General features: G+C 29.1%; 20 protein-coding genes. 11 read left to right on the top strand and 9 right to left on the bottom strand.

The annotated features are described in order from the left end of the window. Nucleotides 1–3: 3 nt before the first annotated feature. Both ftsY and L8X40_RS02755 read right to left on the bottom strand, forming a co-directional pair. Nucleotides 4–870, bottom strand: coding sequence for a signal recognition particle-docking protein FtsY (ftsY, locus tag L8X40_RS02760; protein WP_263667243.1), 867 nt, complete (start codon nucleotides 868–870; stop codon nucleotides 4–6). Continuing rightward, nucleotides 870–1,415, bottom strand: a complete 546-nt coding sequence (locus tag L8X40_RS02755) for a TlpA family protein disulfide reductase (RefSeq protein WP_263667242.1) — start codon at nucleotides 1,413–1,415, stop codon at nucleotides 870–872. The genes ftsY and L8X40_RS02755 overlap by 1 nt, the downstream gene beginning before the upstream one ends. 67 nt (nucleotides 1,416–1,482) lie before the next feature. On the opposite strand from L8X40_RS02755, the gene L8X40_RS02750 reads away from it, so the two are divergent. Genes L8X40_RS02750 through L8X40_RS02735 form a run of 4 tightly spaced genes read left to right on the top strand, consistent with a single transcriptional unit; the run spans nucleotide 1,483 to nucleotide 5,414 of the window. After that, nucleotides 1,483–2,112, top strand: coding sequence for a 5-formyltetrahydrofolate cyclo-ligase (locus L8X40_RS02750; protein ID WP_263667241.1), 630 nt, complete (start codon nucleotides 1,483–1,485; stop codon nucleotides 2,110–2,112). After that, nucleotides 2,036–3,589 (top strand): ribonuclease Y, encoded by a 1,554-nt coding sequence (gene rny, locus L8X40_RS02745; RefSeq protein WP_263667240.1) that lies wholly within the window; start codon nucleotides 2,036–2,038, stop codon nucleotides 3,587–3,589. Before L8X40_RS02750 ends, rny begins: the two co-directional genes overlap by 77 nt. Nucleotides 3,590–3,597: 8 nt before the next feature. Next, on the top strand, nucleotides 3,598–4,161 hold the full coding sequence (locus tag L8X40_RS02740) for a DedA family protein (RefSeq protein ID WP_261545193.1): 564 nt from the start codon (nucleotides 3,598–3,600) through the stop codon (nucleotides 4,159–4,161). Beyond that, entirely contained in the window at nucleotides 4,158–5,414 is a 1,257-nt protein-coding gene (locus tag L8X40_RS02735; RefSeq protein ID WP_263667239.1) for a ComEC/Rec2 family competence protein, read from the top strand. Before L8X40_RS02740 ends, L8X40_RS02735 begins: the two co-directional genes overlap by 4 nt. Here L8X40_RS02735 and L8X40_RS02730 read toward each other — a convergent pair. Genes L8X40_RS02730 through L8X40_RS02720 form a run of 3 tightly spaced genes read right to left on the bottom strand, consistent with a single transcriptional unit; the run spans nucleotide 5,361 to nucleotide 8,265 of the window. After that, complete coding sequence (locus L8X40_RS02730; protein WP_039618986.1) at nucleotides 5,361–6,173, bottom strand: ribonuclease BN; 813 nt, start codon at nucleotides 6,171–6,173, stop codon at nucleotides 5,361–5,363. The genes L8X40_RS02735 and L8X40_RS02730 overlap by 54 nt on opposite strands. Next, complete coding sequence (locus L8X40_RS02725; protein ID WP_087699274.1) at nucleotides 6,173–7,555, bottom strand: FAD-linked oxidase C-terminal domain-containing protein; 1,383 nt, start codon at nucleotides 7,553–7,555, stop codon at nucleotides 6,173–6,175. The genes L8X40_RS02730 and L8X40_RS02725 overlap by 1 nt, the downstream gene beginning before the upstream one ends. Further along, nucleotides 7,555–8,265, bottom strand: a complete 711-nt coding sequence (locus tag L8X40_RS02720) for a plasminogen-binding N-terminal domain-containing protein (protein ID WP_192866623.1) — start codon at nucleotides 8,263–8,265, stop codon at nucleotides 7,555–7,557. The genes L8X40_RS02725 and L8X40_RS02720 overlap by 1 nt, the downstream gene beginning before the upstream one ends. 126 nt (nucleotides 8,266–8,391) lie before the next feature. On the opposite strand from L8X40_RS02720, the gene L8X40_RS02715 reads away from it, so the two are divergent. Genes L8X40_RS02715 through tpx form a run of 3 tightly spaced genes read left to right on the top strand, consistent with a single transcriptional unit; the run spans nucleotide 8,392 to nucleotide 11,425 of the window. Beyond that, nucleotides 8,392–9,549, top strand: a complete 1,158-nt coding sequence (locus tag L8X40_RS02715) for a peptidoglycan DD-metalloendopeptidase family protein (RefSeq protein ID WP_214100165.1) — start codon at nucleotides 8,392–8,394, stop codon at nucleotides 9,547–9,549. Between the two features lies 1 nt (nucleotide 9,550). Beyond that, nucleotides 9,551–10,894, top strand: a complete 1,344-nt coding sequence (mgtE, locus tag L8X40_RS02710) for a magnesium transporter (protein WP_087699268.1) — start codon at nucleotides 9,551–9,553, stop codon at nucleotides 10,892–10,894. A 12-nt stretch (nucleotides 10,895–10,906) separates the two neighbouring features. Then, entirely contained in the window at nucleotides 10,907–11,425 is a 519-nt protein-coding gene (gene tpx / locus L8X40_RS02705) for a thiol peroxidase (protein WP_263667238.1), read from the top strand. Here tpx and L8X40_RS02700 read toward each other — a convergent pair. From L8X40_RS02700 to waaF, 4 genes are all read right to left on the bottom strand, one after another. Next, complete coding sequence (locus L8X40_RS02700; RefSeq protein ID WP_263667237.1) at nucleotides 11,422–12,807, bottom strand: replicative DNA helicase; 1,386 nt, start codon at nucleotides 12,805–12,807, stop codon at nucleotides 11,422–11,424. The genes tpx and L8X40_RS02700 overlap by 4 nt on opposite strands. A 12-nt stretch (nucleotides 12,808–12,819) precedes the next feature. Next, on the bottom strand, nucleotides 12,820–13,722 hold the full coding sequence (cysK, locus tag L8X40_RS02695; RefSeq protein WP_263667236.1) for a cysteine synthase A: 903 nt from the start codon (nucleotides 13,720–13,722) through the stop codon (nucleotides 12,820–12,822). Nucleotides 13,723–13,817: 95 nt separating this feature from the next. Further along, a complete protein-coding gene (locus L8X40_RS02690) occupies nucleotides 13,818–14,120 on the bottom strand; it encodes an HU family DNA-binding protein (protein WP_039619003.1) in 303 nt (100 codons plus the stop codon). 92 nt (nucleotides 14,121–14,212) lie between these two features. Then, entirely contained in the window at nucleotides 14,213–15,127 is a 915-nt protein-coding gene (gene waaF, locus L8X40_RS02685) for a lipopolysaccharide heptosyltransferase II (protein WP_263667235.1), read from the bottom strand. A 52-nt stretch (nucleotides 15,128–15,179) separates the two neighbouring features. Between waaF and L8X40_RS02680 the strand changes: the two genes are divergently transcribed. The 4 genes from L8X40_RS02680 to yibB are packed head-to-tail and all read left to right on the top strand — an operon-like array spanning nucleotide 15,180 to nucleotide 18,823. After that, nucleotides 15,180–15,995, top strand: a complete 816-nt coding sequence (locus tag L8X40_RS02680; protein ID WP_087699258.1) for a glycosyltransferase family 2 protein — start codon at nucleotides 15,180–15,182, stop codon at nucleotides 15,993–15,995. Then, nucleotides 15,983–16,723 carry a glycosyltransferase family 25 protein gene (locus L8X40_RS02675; protein WP_087699256.1) on the top strand — a complete coding sequence of 247 codons (741 nt, stop codon included), beginning with the start codon at nucleotides 15,983–15,985 and terminating at the stop codon, nucleotides 16,721–16,723. The genes L8X40_RS02680 and L8X40_RS02675 overlap by 13 nt, the downstream gene beginning before the upstream one ends. Further along, nucleotides 16,723–17,859 (top strand): glycosyltransferase family 8 protein, encoded by a 1,137-nt coding sequence (locus L8X40_RS02670; RefSeq protein WP_263667234.1) that lies wholly within the window; start codon nucleotides 16,723–16,725, stop codon nucleotides 17,857–17,859. The genes L8X40_RS02675 and L8X40_RS02670 overlap by 1 nt, the downstream gene beginning before the upstream one ends. A 10-nt stretch (nucleotides 17,860–17,869) precedes the next feature. Further along, a complete protein-coding gene (yibB, locus tag L8X40_RS02665) occupies nucleotides 17,870–18,823 on the top strand; it encodes a protein YibB (protein ID WP_263667231.1) in 954 nt (317 codons plus the stop codon). Nucleotides 18,824–18,835: the final 12 nt, after the last annotated feature.

Here is an 18,835-nt window from a genome sequence, read left to right as displayed (position 1 = left end):
AAATTAAGCAAAAATCTCTTCAACTAAAGTTTTAACATATTCACTAGGATTAAACTCATGAATTTGTCCTAGTTGCTCTCCTACTCCTATATATAAAATAGGAAGTTCAAGTTCTCTTGCTATGCTAAATAAAGCTCCACCTTTAGCAGTTCCATCAAGTTTTGTAATAATCACTCCATCAAGTTTTACTAAATCATTAAAAGCTTTTGCTTGTAAAATTCCTGCTACGCCTTGAGTGCCATCAAGCACAAGGATTTTTCTATGAGGAGCTCCTTGCATAGCTTTATCGCTTATGCGAACGATTTTTTCAAGCTCATTAGCAAGATTTTTTTGATTTTGCAAGCGTCCTGCTGTATCTAAAATAACCCTATCATAGTTTTTTGCCAAAGCTTTAGAAATAGCATCATAAGCAACTGCTGAAGGATCGTGTCCTTGTGAAGTAGCTATGATATCTATATTTAATTTTTGTGCCCATAATTTTAACTGCTCTATGGCTCCTGCTCTAAAAGTATCACAAGCTCCAAGTATAACTTTTTCACCATTTTCTTTATGTAAATGTGCCATTTTAGCAATGCTTGTAGTCTTACCTACCCCATTTACACCTAAAATCAAATCCACAAAAGGCTTAGCATTAGCAAGTTCTGGCTTATCATAAATAAAATAAGTCCCCATAACACGCTCTAAATCAGCCTTTTTAACCTCATCATTTGGAGGAAGATAATAAATAATCTCTTCAACTATTTCATACGCCACATCAGCTTCTAAAAGCATTTCTTCAAGTAAATCTTTGGTAATGATTTTATTTGAAGCTTTAACTAAATGAATACTTTCTAAGGTTTTTTTCAAACCATTTTTTAAAAATCCAAACATTACATTATCGCTTTTTGTATATCTATATCTAACATTTCTTCAGGGATTATCCCTAAATACTCTTTAATCTTTTCGCCTTTTGCATTAAACAACACCATCGTTGGAATAGAATTGACATTTAAAATTTTAGAAAAAACAAAATTATTCCCTCCTATAGCCGCTGGAAATTTCATTTTTTCATCTTCTATAAAAGTTAATATTTCTTGCTCTTTATTCTCTTCTAAAAAAAGCGCTATTACTTCAAATTTATCTTGATATTTTTTATTTAGATTGTTTAAATGTGGAATTTGAGCCTTACAAGGTGCACACCAACTTGTAAAAAAAACAAACAACTTAGCTTTAGCTGTATCATCAAAATTAAATACTTGCTCATGATATTTCACATACATTTTCCTACCATCTAAAAATTTCAAAGTAAAATCAGTGTTTTCACTTTGAGTCAAACTTGCATTGTTTGTATTTTCAGTGCTGGAATTTTCTTTATCACTCGAACATGAAGTGAAAAATATCGCGATAAAAATTACTAAAAAAATTTTAAATTTCAATTCTTATCCTTATGATTTTTTAAGCTTAAAAGTATAACATAAAAAGTTAAAAACTTTAAGGAAAGCCTTGATAAAAAACAATTTTAGAATAAAACAAAAATCCAAAATGCATTTAAAATTAAAATATCAATATAAAAGAGATTTTTTAGTTTTTCAAGAAATAAAGAAAATTCTAAATTTATACAAAAATTGCAAAAATATCCTCATATATATCCCTTTAAAATATGAAATCAATCTTTATAAATTCAGACATTTTCTAACAAAAAAATATCAAATTTTTGTTCCATTTATGCAAGATAAAAGTTTAAAGGTAGTAAAATTAAGGTTAGCTCTTGAAAAAAAGAGCTTTGGGGTATATGAACCAAAAGATTCTTTTTTACAAACTCGTATTGACGTTGCAATTATCCCTGTAATAGGTGTAGACGCAAAATTAGGAAGAATCGGTCATGGTCAAGGTTTTTATGATAGGTTTTTTGAAAGTATTTCTTATAAAAAACCTTTGGTTATTTTTACACAAATGATAGATGCAAAATCTGATCAATTTTTTAGCCAAGATCATGATATAAAAGGAAATTTTTATATAAACCCTTATAAAAAATATTTTAGGAAAGTCAAAAACAATGATAGAAATACTAGTTGCATTAATAGCCGTTTTTATAGGCGGAGGGATTGGGTATATAGTCGCCAAAAAGATTAATGATGCAAATTTCAATATCTTTTTAGAGCAAGCAAAAGCAAAAGCAAAAGCTATTGAATATGAAGCCGAGCTAACACTTAAAGATGCTAAAAATTCAGTCGCTGAAGCTGAATTTGCAGCAAAGAAAAAATTTGATGAAAAAATTCAAAAACTACAAAAAGAGCATTCTATTAAGCTTGAAGAACTCAACAAAAAAGAACAAAACCTTCATTATCAAGAAAAGCTTCATGAAGAAAACAAAAACAAGTTAATAAAAGAGCAGCAAACCATAAAAGCTTTACATGAGGAAAATGAAAATTTAAAACAAAACTATGAAACAAAACTAAATGAAGTATTAAAAATCCTTGAACATTCAGCTGGTCTTACACAAGAAGAAGCAAAAAATATAGTTTTACAAAAAGTAGAAGAAAACTCAAGAGCTGAAATTGCTCATATTGTTAGAAAATACGAAGAAGAAGCTAGAAACGAAGCCAAAAGAAAGGCTAATTTTATCTTGGCACAAGCTACTTCAAGATTTGCGGGAGAATTTGCTGCTGAAAGATTAATTAATGTAGTAAATATCAAAAACGATGAATTAAAAGGACGCATTATAGGCAAAGAAGGAAGAAATGTTAAAACCTTAGAAATGGTTTTGGGTGTTGATATTATCATCGATGACACACCTGGAGCGATCATAGTAAGTTGTTTTAATCTTTATAGACGCGCCATTGCTACAAAGGTAATTGAACTTTTAGTTGAAGATGGCAGAATACAACCTGCAAAAATAGAAGAAATTCATGAAAAAGTTTGTAAAGAATTTGAAGATAATATCCTAGAAGAAGGTCAAACTATAGTAATGGATTTAGGACTTAATAATATCCATCCTGAAATTGTTAAATTAATAGGAAAATTAAGATATAGAGCAAGTTATGGTCAAAATGCTCTAGCGCATTCTTTAGAAGTGGCACATTTAGCTGGAATCATAGCAGCTGAGTGTGGTGGGGATGAAAAATTAGCAAGAAGAGCTGGGATTTTACACGATATAGGCAAGGCTTTAACACATGAATTTGAAGGCTCTCATGTGGATTTAGGAGCTGAGCTTTGCAAAAGATACAAAGAACATCCTGTTGTAATTAATGCAATTTATGCTCATCATGGGCATGAAGAAGCTATTAGCATAGAATCAGCTGCAGTTTGTACAGCAGATACACTAAGCGCTGCACGTCCTGGCGCAAGACGTGAGGTTTTAGAAGCCTTCTTAAAAAGAGTGAGTGAGCTTGAAGATATAGCAAAGAGTAAAGAAGGGGTTAAAAAAGCTTATGCTATTAATGCTGGCAGGGAAATTAGAGTTATTGTTAATGCAAAATTAGTCAATGATGATGAATCTGTGCTTTTAGCCAAAGAAATAGCTGAAGAAATTCAAGAAAAAGTACAATACCCTGGTGAAATAAAAGTCAACGTTATCAGAGAGCTTAGAGCTATTGATTTTGCAAGATAAGGTTTTTCATGCAAGAAATGATAGATAATCTAAGCACTTATGGCTATTTGATTTTATTTTTTTATTCTTTTGGTGGAGGTATGGTTGCTATACTTGCTGCAGGAGTGCTTTGTGCAAGTTCTACTAAACTTGATTTGCATTTGTGTATATTTTTAGCCTTTTTAGCTAATACCATAGGCTCAACCTTATTATTTATCTTGGGAAAATACTACAAAAAAGACATAATGCCTTATTTTAAAAATCATAGAAGAAAAATTGCTCTTGCTATGATGAAAATCAAAAAATACGGCGACTTGCTTTTAGTGGTGCAAAAATTTATCTATGGAGTAAAAACTATCATTCCTATAGCAGCAGGTCTTTGTAAATTTAGCTTTGTAAGATTTTTTATCATCAATACCTTAGCTAGTCTGATTTGGGCTGTTGTTTTAGGCTATGCTGGTTTTATTTTTGGAAATACTCTAAAAGAGGCTTTTGAAGTATTTACCAACTATCCTTATATAGCTCCTGCTTTTATAATCACTTTAATTTTTGTTATATGGTTATATTTATCACGCTTTTCTAAGAAAAAATGAGTTTAAAATTCTCTATAAAAGAAACTTATAGAGAATTTTTTATTTTATTATTATGTTTTTTAGCAATTTTTAGTTTAAATTTCATCTATGAGTATAAAAAATATCAAAATTTTAAACTTACTAAGCATTTATTACTTAAAGATAATATCGTTTTATCTTCTTATGAAAAAACTAATAAAAAAGGTAAAAAATATCAAGTTTTAAAACTTAAAAATTCTGATTTTATTTTTTATACTACTAGTTATAAAGATCTAAATTTAAGTAAAAATGATGTGATAAATCTTAGAATAATTACTAAAAATATTAACTTTAAAGATTATCTTAGTAAAAGTTTTTATGTGCCAAGTTATGATTTTAACAAAACCAAAACACAAAAAGAAAATACCTTAATAAGGTATTTTTTAAATCAACATCAAAATGAAAAAATCAAAGAATTTTACGGGGCTTTATTTTTTGCAAAAAATGTATCAAGTGAACTTAGAAATGATGTAAATTTTTATAATATCGCGCATTTAATCGCTATTAGCGGGTATCATTTGGGCTTGTTATTTAGCTTTTGCTTTTTGATTTTTGCTCCTTTATACGCTTTTTTTCATAAACGATATTTTCCTTATAGAAGTTTAAAACTTGATATTAGTATTTTTGCTTTCTTGCTTTTAATTTTGTATATATTTTTAATAGATTTTAGTCCTTCTTACACAAGAGCTTTACTAATGAGCATTTTTGCTTTTTATTTATTTAGTAAAAATATTAAAATACTCAGTTTTAAATTTTTATTTTTAAGTATAGCATTTTGTATTAGCATTTTTCCAAAACTTCTTTTTAGCATTGGGTTTTTATTTTCTATTTTGGGAGTTTTTTATATTTATTTGTATCTTCACCATTTTAAAGATCAATTTTCAAATTTTACTCATATTTTTTTGCTAAATATCTGGACTTTTTTAGCAATGATTATCCCTGTATTATACTTTTTTCCTCTACTTAGTTTTCAGCAATTTTTAGCCATACCTTTAAGCTTAACCTTTGTGATATTTTATCCTTTGGTTTTAATCTTGCATATTTTTTCTTATGGAAATTTATTAGATTTATATTTAATGCATTTTTTTGAGTTTAAAATGCATGCGATTAACCTATCAATACCTTTTGTGTTTTATTTTATTTATTTAATTTTATCTTTAATCGCTATATTTAATAAATACTTAGCTCTTTTTGTAGTTTCTCTTGGGTTTATTCCCTTTATTTTCTTGATTTAAAAGCAAATAAGCCTTTAATCCCAAAAGATAAATAATCCAAGAAATATAAATCCACAAAAAGAAAAATAATATTACAGAAAAAGAACCATATACATTTAAATAAGTTTTATTATATACAGCATAATATACAAAAATCATCTTAGAAATATACCAAATCACAGAAGCACCAAAAGAACTAATAAGTAAAGTTTTTAAATCGCCTTTTTTGCTTACTGAACTTGAATAAGATACAAAAAACAAAGCCCATATAATCACATAAGGTAAAATCTCAAAAAAATTTAAAGCAATATTAAAATCATCTAAGGTTTTTTGTATAAAACCTGAAATATAAAAACTCACTCCAAGCCCAAGTGGAGTTAAGGTTGCTAAAGTCCAATAAGAACTTATACTGTGCCAAAGACTTTTAGAATCTTCTTCTAAGAGCTTATTGATCACATAATCATAACCTGAAAAAAAAGCCAAAGAAGTCAAAGCCATAGCTAAAAGCCCTATAAGTCCTAAATTTACGCTGTTTTTTAAAAATGTATTGATGTATTGTATGATTAATTCTTGTTGAGTTGGGATTAAAAAAGTAAAAATTAAATTTTTAATTCTTTCTTGATACATTTCAAAACTTGGAATTTGGGTAAAAACCCAAAAACACAAAAACAAAAGTGGTATTAAAGATAAGATAGTATAAAAGCTCAAAGCCGCAGCATAATTTAAAATTTCTTTATCTCTTAAAGCTAAAAGAATTTTAAATAAGTTTTTAAAATTCATCAAAGTCCCATTTTGAAAGGATTGAGTATATTATTTGGATCAAATGCCTTTTTGATATTTCTCATTAAGTCCATTTCAGCTTCACTAAAAGCAAGCTTCATAAAAGGAGCTTTTGAAATGCCTATGCCATGCTCTCCACTTAAAGTCCCACCTAAAGAGACTGTAAGCTTAAACACCTCTTCCACAGCTTCATAACCTTTTTTAACTAATTCAGGATTATTTTTATCACTTACCATTACATTAGTATGCACATTGCCATCACCAGTATGACCAAAACAAGGAATTTTAAAACCATATTTTTTAGAAATTTCAGCTATGCCTTTTAAAAGCTCAGGTAGTTTTGAACGTGGCACTGTAATATCTTCATTAAGCTTTAAATTTCCATACATTGCTATGCTTTGAGAGCAATTTCTTCTAGCAAACCAAATATTAGCTGCTTCTTGTTCATCTTTTGCTATTTTAAACTCTCTTACACCAGATTCATAAAAACTTTCTTGCAAGATTTTTAAATCTGCTTCAATAGCTTCTTCTACATTACCATCTACATCAGCGATTAAAATCGCACCCGCATCCATAGGTAAGCCTTTTTGGAATTTTTGCTCTAATGCTTGTATGCTTAATTGATCTAAAAATTCCATAGATACAGGAGTTACACCTTTAGCTAAAGTTTTATAAACTGCATTCATTGCTTCATCAATGCTGTTAAAAATCCCCATTGCTGTTTTTTTAAACTTTGGCAAAGCTACTAGTTTTAAAGTAATCTCACTAAGCACAGCCAAAGATCCTTCACTTGCTATTAAAATTCCAGCTAGATTATAACCTGCTACATCTTTTATGGTTTTTTTACCTGCTCTAATGATTTCTCCATTAGGCAAAACCGCTCTTAAAGCCATTACATAATCTTTAGTTATACCATACTTAGCAGCCCTCATACCCCCTGCATTTTCGCTTACATTTCCTCCTAAAGAAGAATACTCCATGCTAGCAGGATCAGGCGGATAAAATAAACCATATTCTTTTACTTTTTCTTGTAAAGCCATATTTATCACACCAGGTTGTACCACTGCAACTAAATTTTCAAGATCAATTTCTAAAATTTTATTCATATGTTTTTCAAAGCTTAGCACCACTCCACCATTAACAGCCAAGCTTCCACCGGTAAATCCACTGCCTGAGCCTCTAGGAATGACGATGATTTTATTTTCATTGCAATATTTTAAAATTTGACTAATATCATTTTCATCTCTTGGGAAAAGTACTCCATCGGGCAAATAATGCTTTTTAGTAGCATCATAACTATACGCTCTTTTATGAATAGGATCAAAATGCGCGTTTTCAACCCCTAAAAGATCTTGAAAGAATTTTTGATGAATTTCTTGCATTATTTTTCTCTAGTTAAACTAATTAATTTTTCATAATATACATAATAATTTCCAATTGCTTCATCATTTAAGCTAAAAATATCACTTTTATAACCTGTAATTCTTGAATAAAATGGAATTTGCAAACTTTGAGCTTGCGGTATGACAAATTCTTCAATCTTGCCAAAGTCTTGACAATCAACTATCTCAGCTTTATTTTCTAAAGCTACTACTAAAAGTCCTACAGCATTTTTTGAACAAAAAGATCTAAAGTCAGATCTTCTTGGGGTTTGGCGGTATTCTTGTATCATATGAGCACCAAATAAATCAGGGTGTAAAAAATAAATTCCATTTAATTTTTGCGCTATAAAATCATACACACTTTTATCAGGAGCTATAATCAAAGCTCTATCGTATAAATAATTTAAAACTATTTTATCGCCTACTTGTGGCAATACATTTGGTAAAGGCATAGCATCTTGAGCTAGCATATCAAAAACTTTAAATTGTAATTTAACTAAGCCATTTTCACGCCCTATCACACTAGCTCTTGCAATGATAGATTTTTGCGTATCAATTTCATGTACAACTATACCACTTGAGTACAATAAAATTCTAGGATCATCTTTTATATAACCATAGACATCATCTACTTTTTCAAGTTTTGTTTGTATCAAATCAAAATTTTTAGCTTGTAAAAATGCTAAAAAACAGCAAAGCGTTAAGATAATTCTTGACAATTTATACTCCTTAAAAAGTGTAAAAAATAAATTATATTGTTTTTTCCTTACAAAATTGTAAGAAAAATTAAGTAAAATACAAATTTATGTTTAAATTTTAGAAGGCTTTAAATTATCATGAAAAAAATTTTCATATCTTTACTTATATCGATAAAACTTTTTGCTATTTCAAGCGTTGAAGAGCTTTCTTGGGAAAATGGCAAAACTTTACTTGATTTTTTACAAGATCATTCTATACCACTTAATTTATATTATAATCTTGATACCGAAGATAAAGAACTAAGTGCAGAAATCACAAGTGGTGTTAAATACCAAATGCTTAAAGATGAGCAAGGTGAGCTTGAGCAAGTTTTAATCCCAATTAGTGATGATTTACAAATTCATATTTACAAAAATAATGAAAACAAATTCGTATTAAGTTTTACCCCTATTTCTTACACTAAAGAAAAAAGAACCATTCGCGTAGCTATTAACAACTCAGCTTATCAAGATGTTTATGATGAAAGTGGTAGTGTAACCTTAGCAAGAGCCATGGTAAGAGCTTTTAAAAATAGTGTTAATTTTAAAAATGTCAGAAAAGGCGATAGTGTAGTATTGATTTATGAACAAAAAAGAAGACTAGGAAGACTTTTTGGCGATATTAATATCCAAGCAGCTTTAGCTAATATTAGAGGTAAAGAATATTCTGTATTTTTATATAAAGATTCTTATTATAACGCTCAAGGAAAAGAGCTTGAAAATTTCTTTTTAACTAAGCCTGTTAAATACACAAGGATTTCAGATCGTTTTACCAGAGCAAGATATCATCCTATCTTAAAACGCTATAGAGCGCATTTAGGTATTGACTATGCTGCTCCAACAGGTACTCCGGTTAAGAGTGCAGGAGATGGGACGATTAGCTTTGTTGGGACAAAAGGTGGTTATGGTAAGGTTGTACAAGTAAAGCATGTATCAGGTTATATGACTTTATATGCTCATCTTAGTCGTTTTGCAAAAATCAAACGCGGCCAAAAAGTCAAACAAGGCCAAGTGATTGCTTATGTAGGCTCTACTGGTATGAGTACTGGACCACATTTACATTTTGGACTTTATCTAAATAACAAAGCAATTAATCCCGAAACCATAGTGAAAATTCCAAAATCAAGCCTAAGTGGTAAAAACAAAGAAGAATTTTTAAAAATAGCAAAAGAGTATGAAAATCGCTTGCAAAGTATTGATGAAAACTATAAAAATCCACCAAAAGAACAAAATATAGAAAATTCTATGGAGCTTTGAGATGATGAATGATTTTTTAGAAGCACAAGAACTTTTAAAAAATACTTCTAAAGATCAAAGCACCTATGAAACCAATGAAGCTCTAAAGACTATCAAAAGATACAACGAAGAGCTTTATTTACAAACCCTTAAATCTTTTGATACTTACACGCTTGCAAATGTAGCTACTATAACACCTGAACATATATTAGAAGATATTTTAGAACACTTAAGCATTATAAAGATTGCAAAAGCGGTAGAAGAACTTGAAAGTGATGATGCAACAGATTTGATTAAGCATTTTGAAGAGCTAAATCCACAAAAAACTTTAGCCATTTTAAACCGCTTAAGCTCAGAAGATAAAGAAGAAATTTTACGCCTTAAAAATTATGATGAAAATACTGCTGGTGCTTATATGCAAACAGAAATTTTCACAGCTTCTATTAATGAAAGTATCGAAAAGGCTATTAAAAGATATAGAATTTTAAAACACTCAGGACAAGTGGATCAAATTTTTCAAGTTTATATTATAAATAATCAAGGAAAGCTTTGCAATGCTATCAACTTAAGTGATCTTTTGATTTGGGATTTTAAACTAAGTTTTGCAGATATTATTAAAAATAATAGCGAAAAATATAAATGTTATAGCATTAAAGATCATGAAGATATACAAAAGGCTATTGATATAGTAGAAGATTATGATTTGAGTGTTTTAGCGGTTGTAAATGATGATGGAGTGCTTTTAGGTAGAATTACCTATGATGATATTCATGATTTAATCCAAGAAAATGCAACAGAGCAAATTTATAACTTAGCCGGAGTTGATGAAGATGCTGAAGAAGAAAGTGCTTTTAAAGCAGCTAAAGCAAGAGCTTTTTGGCTTATGATCAATCTTACTACTTCATTAATCTCAGCTAATATCATTAGCCTTTTTTCAGGTGAAATAGAGCAACTTGTAGCTCTAGCAGTACTTATGCCTATCGTAGCCTCTATGGGAGGCAATACAGGTTCACAAGCTTTAGCAGTAACAGTTAGAAAACTTTCACTCAATGAAGTAGAATTTAAAGACGCTAAAAAAGTTATATTAAGAGAGAGTGGAATTTCTTTGCTTAATGGGCTTATATTTGCTAGTATTATGAGTATTATAGCTTTTATATGGTTTAAAACAGCTCTTTTAGGACTTGTTATAGCCTTATCAATGCTAATTAATCTAGCCTTAGCCGGTTTTGTAGGTTCTTTTGTACCTTTAACTTTAAAAAAATTTAAAATTGATCCTGCTGTAGGTTCTAGCGTAGTTATTACTGCAATTACCGATAGTTTGGGATTTTTTAGTTTTTTACTTTTAGCAAAAATGATTTTATTATAAAAAAGGAAAATTATGGCAAGTATTATATATAAAGATCAAGAAATAGCACTTATAGGAGATGAGCTAGAAGTTGGCGATAATGCTCCAAGAATAACCCTAAGAACCAAAAACCTCGCTCCAGTAGAAATAGCGCCACCAGGAAAAACTCAAATTTTATTAAGCTTTCCTAGTTTAGACACTCAAGTATGCTCTAAACAAGCAAAAGAAACTAACAAAAGATTAGCTTCTATGAAAAATATTGAAGTTATTATTATTAGTATGGATTTACCTTTTGCTATGGATCGTTTTTGTGCTACTGAAGGGGTTGATGATATTATTGTAGCAAGTGATTTTGCTTTTAAAGATTTTGGTACTAATTATGGAGTTTTAATAGGCGATAGTATATTTGCAGGATTATTAGCAAGAGCAGCCTTTGTGGTCAAAGATGGAAAAATAGTGTATAAGCAACTCGTAGAAGAACTAATGGGAAAAATCGATTTTAAGGATTTAGAACTTTTTATGCATAAAAATTATGGTTACCCTTTGAATTAACCTTCAAAGTTTGTAACCACAAAATCTTCTTTTGGAGCTTCAATAAAACATGATTTTTCTTTTAAAAAAAGCAAATCCACATGCCCTACAGGGCCATTTCTATTTTTACCTATAATAAGCTCAGCCTTTTCTTGCACAGGATTTGGCATAAATTTTCTCTCATAAGTTTTACCTTCATTTTTAGCTTTATTTTCTCTTTCTTTTTCTTCTTGCTCTCTATAAACCTCATCTCTATATACAAACAAAATCGTATCCGCATCTTGTTCTATAGCACCACTTTCTCTTAAATCACTAAGCATAGGACGCTTATTTGCTCTACTTTCTAATGAGCGATTTAATTGCGAAAGTGCCACTACTGGCATATTTAATTCTCTTGCTAAAAGTTTTAAACCTCTTGAAATTTCACTCACTTGTAAATGCCTATCATTAAAAGCTGAATTACTCATCATAAGACCGATATAATCTACTACGCAAAGCTCAATACTCTCATCTTGAGCTTTGATTTTGCGTAAAATCGAACGAATATCAGCTATACTAGCATAGCCACTATCGTAAATATAAAGATTTTTTTGTGCATATTCATTACAAGCATCACCTACCCTACTCCACTCATCATCGTTTAAATCTGCGATTAGAATTTTTTGCAAAGGAATGGAAGTTTTTGCGCTGATTAATCTTTGCATGATTTGCGTGGCAGGCATTTCTAGTGAAAACATTACAACACCTTTATTTTGCCTTAGTGTTTTTTCTATAAAATTAAGACAAATTGTAGTTTTTCCCATACCAGGGCGTGCAGCAATGATTACAAGATCGCCAGGTTTAAAGCCTTTTGTCATTTTATTAAGCTCGCTAAAACCTGTATCAAGTCCCAAAATATCTTTGTTTTCTGCTTCTTTTTGCTTTTTAAACTCATCCATAAGTTCAGACATCACCATAGTCATATCTTTAATACTATTGCTATTTACACGGTTGGTAAGATTAAAAATCTCTTTGCCTATTTCATCTGAAATTTGAGAAATGCTTTTATCTTCATTTACCCTTGTAGGTATAGTATAAGCAAAATTTAAAAGTTGGCGTCTAATGGACTTTTCTCTTAGCTCATAAGCGTATTTACTCACATCTGCTATGGAAGTAGTAGCTAAAACTTCAGCTAAAATTTGCTCATCTACTTTTTTGTGTTTTCTTATAAAACTTGCACTTATAGGCTCGCCTGCATTGATACAAGCTAAAATCGCTTTATAAATATCTTGATGAGCTTTGAGTGAAAAATCATTAATCTCAATATCTGAAGAAATACTAAAAAAAGAATCTTCACTATATATGCAAGAACTTAAAATCGCCCTTTCAAGATCTAAATCAAAATGCTCATTATTTTGACTCATACACACTCCTAATTATAAATTTGCAAATAAATCAGTTGATAAATACCTCTCGGCTGTATCATTTAACATAGTCAAGACTTTTTTATCAGGGTTTTCTAAAGCAATTTTTCTAGCCATATATACATTTGCCCCACTTGAAATTCCCGCCATTATGCCGTTTTTACCAAGCTCTAAGGCTGTATTTATAGCATCTTCATTGCTTACACAAACTATTTCATCTATAATTTTTTGATTTAAAATTTTAGGGATAAAATTTGCACCTATACCTTGAATTTTATGACTTGCAGCGGTATTTTGGCTCAAAAGTGGCGAAGATGCGGGCTCTAAGGCTATGATTTTGACATTAGGATTATGTTCTTTTAAAATTTCTCCTACCCCACTTATAGTCCCACCTGTACCAAAACCTGCTAAAAAAATATCAAGATCGGGTAAGGCTTTTAAAATTTCTAAAGCAGTATTTTTTCTATGTGCGTTTTTGTTGTTGATATTTTCAAATTGACTTACCATAAACGAATTTGGAATTTCACTCAAAAGCTCATTAGCTCTATCAAGCGCTCCTTGCATACCTTTACTTGCCTGAGTAAGCTCTAGCTTTGCACCAAAAAAACTCATCATTTTTCTACGCTCAATACTCATAGACTCAGGCATAGCTATGATAAGTTTAAGTTTTAAGCTTGCGCAAATCATTGCTAAAGCTATACCAGTATTTCCACTTGTAGCTTCTATAATGGTTGTTTCTTGATTGATCTTACCTTCATTTAAAGCTTGTTTTATCATCTCTACAGCCGCTCTATCTTTTATAGAATGACTTGGGTTAAAATACTCACATTTAGCATAAAGATTTGGAGCAAATTCTTTTAAAGAAATAATCGGGGTATTACCTATACAATCTAAGATATTATTATAAACTGACATTGTTTTCCTTGTAATTTTTTAAAAACAATATCAAAAGAAAATTAATACTTAACTATGAAGAAAAACGCAAAAGTTAAAAACTTTTGCGCAAAGAATTATTTTTTAGCTTTTTTAGCAGTTTTAGCAGCAGCAACTGCATCTTTAAGATTTTTGCCTACTTTAAATTTAGCAACTTTAGTAGCAGGTACTTTGATAGTAGCACCAGTGCTTGGCACTCTAGCTTCTCTAGCAGCTCTTTCAGCTACAGAAAATGTACCAAAACCGATAAAGCTAATGCTATCACCTTTAGCTAATACATCAGTAATAGTAGCGATTACTGCATCAGTAGCTGCAGTTGCATCTTTTTTAGTTAGCCCAGCAGTTTGAGCAACTTGAGAAATAAAATCTGCTTTAGTCATAAAAAGCTCCTTGATTAAAAATGATTGTTAAGTTTAACACATTTATCAAGCTTTTGCAAGAGGTTTAAACCAAAACCACAAAGAAAAATATGCTAAAAAAATGTTTTTGCTAAATTTATTACCACTTCAGGCTTTAAGTCTTTCATGCATTTGTGGTGTTTTAAAGGACAGACCTTTTGCATACAAGGCATACAAGCTAAATTTAAATGTGCTATTTTAGCATTTTCTTGCCAAGGCGAGGTTTGACTAAATTTAGTCGAGCCAAAAATAGCTACCGTTTTCACCCCATAAACTGCACCTATATGCATAGGACCACTATCGTTTGTAATGAGTAAATCAAGCATAGAAATATTTTTACATAAAGTATAAACGCTAGTTTTACCACAAAGATTTTTTGATTTGATACCTTCTTTTAAAAGAAAATGCTCAATTTCATTACAAATTTCTCTCTCACTTTCTACCCCAAAGATTAAAATTTGATGCGTGGAGCTAAATTCTTTTGCTACCCTTGCAAAATAGCTCGCTTCCCATCTTTTAGCACTTCCAAAATGTGCACCTGGGTTTATACCTAAAATTTTTTGAGTTGATTTTGCTTTTATAGGGAGTTTTAAAGAATTTGAAGTGGCTTTAAAATTTAAAGCTTTTTCTATGAAATTTAAGTATTTTAAGACTTGATGTTCTTCTTTTAGAATATTTTTATCAAAATAAAATCTTTTTTTTGCTTTGATTAGATTTAAAATGATCTTGCTTGAAAATGCCGAGCGAAACGAAAAAGCTAGATCAAATTTACCAAGGTTTTTTCTAGCTTGTAAAATTTGCCTATATCTTTGCTTTTTATTTTCTACTAAAATTTGAGCATTTTCAAAGCGTTTAAAAAGCTCTGTACTCACAAAAGAACCATAAAAAGTAAATTTAACTTGAGGATATTTTTCTTTTATAGCATAAATAGCCGCACTAGCCATCACTGCATCGCCAAGCCAAGTAGGAAGGTTGATAAAAATATTCATGATTTTCCTTAAAAATAAAAGCTATAATTATATCAAAAAATAAAGAGCTAAAATGAATCAAATTTCCATCATATTACCAACTTATAATGTAGAAAAATATACAGCTAAAGCATTAGAAAGTTGTATTAACCAAACTTTTAAAGATATAGAAATCATTGTAGTAGATGACCTTGGCAATGATAAAAGTATAGATATAGCTAAAGAATATGCAAGTAAAGATAATAGGATAAAAATCATACATAATGAAGAAAATTTAGGAACCTTTACTAGTAGAAATATAGGTGTATTAAATTCAAGCTCACCCTATATAATGTTTTTAGATCCTGATGATTATTTAGAACTTAATGCTTGTGAAGTTGGGCTTGAAAAAATTAAAAATGTAGATATGGTAGTGTTTGATGCATATGTACATAGGGTGAAATTTAAGAAATTTTATAGATTTAAACAAGATGAGCTTTTTAATAAAGATGATTTTTTAAATTTCTTACTCAATCAAAAGCATTTTTGCTGGAGTGTTTGGGCAAAAGTATATAGGAAAAATTTGATTTTAAAAAGTTTTGAATATCTTGATTTTAAAGAAAAACTTTGTTATGGAGAAGATGTGCTTTTTAACTATATAAATTTTATGATTAGTGAAAGTTTTTTTATATCGCAAGAATGTATATGCCACTATGAATTTAATGAAAATGGTAGATATGAAAACAAAAATAAAGAAATTTTATGGCAAAATTACGAGCATAAAAGGCAAAGTTTAAAATGCATTAAAAAATTAACTAATATTTTTCCATATAAGCATTTCAATGAAAAAATATTAGAAGTTTTAGAGAAAGAAATTTTAGGGTTAGAAGGCAGAGTTTGGAAAAAGTAAAAGTTTTTATCATCAATCTAGAACGCTCAAAAGATAGAAAAAATTTTATGCAAGAACAAATTCAAAAACTCTTCACATATAATCCGAATTTAAAAAATCAACTAGAATTTGAATTTTTTAAAGCCATCGATGGTTCTAAAAATGAGCATTTGCAGTTTAAAAGCCACTTCCCATGGTGGTGTCATTTAATTAGAGGCGTAAAACTAAGTATTAATGAAAAAGCATGCTTTGCATCTCATTATAGTTTATGGATGAAATGCCAAAAAATAAACAAGCCAATTATTATACTAGAAGATGATGTTGAATTTGTAAATTTATCCTCATGGACTCAAGCTATTCAAGATATTTTACATAGTAATTATAAATATGTTCGTTTTTTTTACATAGATAAAGTTAATACAATCAAAGAACAAGATAATTTTTACTCAATATATGAAAAATGCGGGGGTGGACAAGGATACTTTTTACATCCAGAAGCCGCACGCATGCTATCTATAAAATCAAAATATTTCATAGACGCTGTAGATAACTATATGGATATGTATTATCTACACAAAGTTCACAATATAGCTTATCATCACTTTCTTGTACAACCAAATTATAGATTACACTCTACCATAAATACCAGAAAAAGTAAAACAAAAATCTATGCGAAAATAACCAGGGAGATTATGCAACTATATTTTAAAACACTAAAATATAATTACCTACGAAAAAGGAGTATATAATGTTACACATTGTATTATGTGCCGATGATAACTACGTAAAATTTTCAAGTATACTTATTACTAGTATTGTAAATAATACAAATAAATCGAAATTTTATAATGACTATTCACATGAAAAAATTATAAACACCAAAGAAGGTTATTTCTTTCACATATTAACAGACTTTATTAGTGAAAAAAATCAAAAAAAACTTATGCTTTTAAAGCAAGAGCTCAGTAAAATTTATCCTATAGAAATAGAAATCCACATAATCAATGAAGAAGAATTTAGCGGATTACCGAGATGGAGAAATAATTACTCTGCATATTATAGAATAAAATTAGCTAATTTTATTCCTGAGCATGTCAAGACTTGCCTATATCTAGATTCTGACATGCTAACTTTACAAGACATTAGGGAAATAATATCTATAAATATTGATAATCATACCATTGCAGCTGTTTTAGATGGAAACAATAGAAGAAAAAGATTTTTTAAAAAAATAAACGATGATACAATTACACCTTTCCATAAAAATTCAAACTATTTTAACTCCGGTTTTATGTATATTAACCTAGAACTATGGAGAAAAAATAAAATCGAGCAAAAATGCTTCGATTTTTTAAAAACATACATACCAATTTATCCGGATCAAGATGCTCTAAATTATGCAGTTGACAACATAAAACAACTACCAATATGTTGGAATTTTATGATAAGCTATATAATTGGAGAAAAAATAGGACGTAAAAATATTTTTAAACATAGATTTAAAAAAACAGCTTTAGAATATACAAAAGAAGATTTTTACTATAATCAAAAAAATGCAAAAATTATCCATTATTCTCTTGACGAAAAACCTTGGAACAAAGAAGCGCATTTTTATTATAATGAAAACTTTGAACCAATAGTTTATCCTTATTTTGATTTATTTTGGGATACAGCTAAAAAAACCCCTTATTTTAACACGGATTTATTAAAATTAAAAGAAGAAATCTCACCAATAACATCACAAGATTTATCAAAAATACTTTCAATACTTTTAAAACAAAAGAGATTTATAGATAGAGCAACGTATAGAAAAATGCGAAAAAATATTATTTTTTTGTATTTTTTTGTATTTTTTTGTATTTTTTTGTATTTTTTTGTATTTTAAGGATTAAAACATGGATGAAAATTTAACAATAGTAACAGCGTTCTATAACATAGGCAGAGATAAATTACAAAACTGCAAAAGGACAAATGAAGAATACTTATCATACTTTGATTTTTGGGCTGGAATAAAAAACCGAGTTATTATTTATACAACAGAAGATTTGAAGCAACAAATACTTGATATACGACAAAAGCATGGATTAAAAGAAAAAACAGTAATTATAACTAAAAATTTTGATGAGTTTGACCAAGATGCTTTAAATAAAATAAGAAATACCTTTTCAAAATATAATCAATCTTTACACCGAAAATATCCAGACAATATAGAATGTAAATCTCCAGAATATTGTTATCTCATGTATTTAAAACCTTTTTTTGTATGCGATGCGATAGAAAAAAAATTGACAAATAAAGATATATTGTGGCTTGATTTTGGCTTTAATCATAAAGATGATTTTTTTACAAATAAAAACCAATTTAACTTTTATCTTAAAAAACAAGAATTAATAGACGAAAAAAAAATGAATTTCTTTTCAATTGCAATAAATCATAATGATAGCTTAGCTCATATATATTTTTCAATGGAAGTATCTATAATAGGTAGTATATTATTCGGGAATCAACACTCTTGGAATCGTTTTAAAGAACATTTTAAAGAATCACTAAGTAACTTCATTTCCTTTAACATTATTGATGATGATCAACCGATGCTCATATGGTGCTACAGAAACTATCCAGAATACTACAACTCCATAAAAACTAATGAATGGTTTGGTTCATTATATAATTTTATCCCAAAAAATATACAAAATACATTATCTTTTAAACGCAATAAAAGTAAATACTATAAATTGATAAAAGAAGAAATTTTACTTTCAAGAAATCAAACTTTTTCCAAAAAGATAAAATTATATTTTAAATATATTTATTTTAAATATATCTATAAAAAAAATATCGAAATTTAATACACTGGATAA

The sequence above is a fragment of the Campylobacter sp. CNRCH_2013_0855 genome (genome assembly GCF_025773025.1).
Classification (GTDB): domain Bacteria; phylum Campylobacterota; class Campylobacteria; order Campylobacterales; family Campylobacteraceae; genus Campylobacter_D; species Campylobacter_D jejuni_C.
The sequence above is the reverse complement of the archived record's forward strand: the minus strand, read 5'-3'. Positions and strand labels throughout refer to the sequence as shown.

Coding starts and splice junctions, on each gene's coding strand:
- L8X40_RS02730 (WP_039618986.1), bottom strand. CDS start 6,173: ATGAATTTTAAAAACTTATTTAAAATTCTTTTAGCTTTAAGAGATAAA.
- ftsY (WP_263667243.1), bottom strand. CDS start 870: ATGTTTGGATTTTTAAAAAATGGTTTGAAAAAAACCTTAGAAAGTATT.
- L8X40_RS02700 (WP_263667237.1), bottom strand. CDS start 12,807: ATGAGTCAAAATAATGAGCATTTTGATTTAGATCTTGAAAGGGCGATT.
- L8X40_RS02740 (WP_261545193.1), top strand. CDS start 3,598: ATGCAAGAAATGATAGATAATCTAAGCACTTATGGCTATTTGATTTTA.
- L8X40_RS02725 (WP_087699274.1), bottom strand. CDS start 7,555: ATGCAAGAAATTCATCAAAAATTCTTTCAAGATCTTTTAGGGGTTGAA.
- rny (WP_263667240.1), top strand. CDS start 2,036: ATGATAGAAATACTAGTTGCATTAATAGCCGTTTTTATAGGCGGAGGG.
- L8X40_RS02670 (WP_263667234.1), top strand. CDS start 16,723: ATGTTACACATTGTATTATGTGCCGATGATAACTACGTAAAATTTTCA.
- mgtE (WP_087699268.1), top strand. CDS start 9,551: ATGATGAATGATTTTTTAGAAGCACAAGAACTTTTAAAAAATACTTCT.
- waaF (WP_263667235.1), bottom strand. CDS start 15,127: ATGAATATTTTTATCAACCTTCCTACTTGGCTTGGCGATGCAGTGATG.
- L8X40_RS02735 (WP_263667239.1), top strand. CDS start 4,158: ATGAGTTTAAAATTCTCTATAAAAGAAACTTATAGAGAATTTTTTATT.
- L8X40_RS02690 (WP_039619003.1), bottom strand. CDS start 14,120: ATGACTAAAGCAGATTTTATTTCTCAAGTTGCTCAAACTGCTGGGCTA.
- L8X40_RS02680 (WP_087699258.1), top strand. CDS start 15,180: ATGAATCAAATTTCCATCATATTACCAACTTATAATGTAGAAAAATAT.
- yibB (WP_263667231.1), top strand. CDS start 17,870: ATGGATGAAAATTTAACAATAGTAACAGCGTTCTATAACATAGGCAGA.
- L8X40_RS02715 (WP_214100165.1), top strand. CDS start 8,392: ATGAAAAAAATTTTCATATCTTTACTTATATCGATAAAACTTTTTGCT.
- tpx (WP_263667238.1), top strand. CDS start 10,907: ATGGCAAGTATTATATATAAAGATCAAGAAATAGCACTTATAGGAGAT.
- cysK (WP_263667236.1), bottom strand. CDS start 13,722: ATGTCAGTTTATAATAATATCTTAGATTGTATAGGTAATACCCCGATT.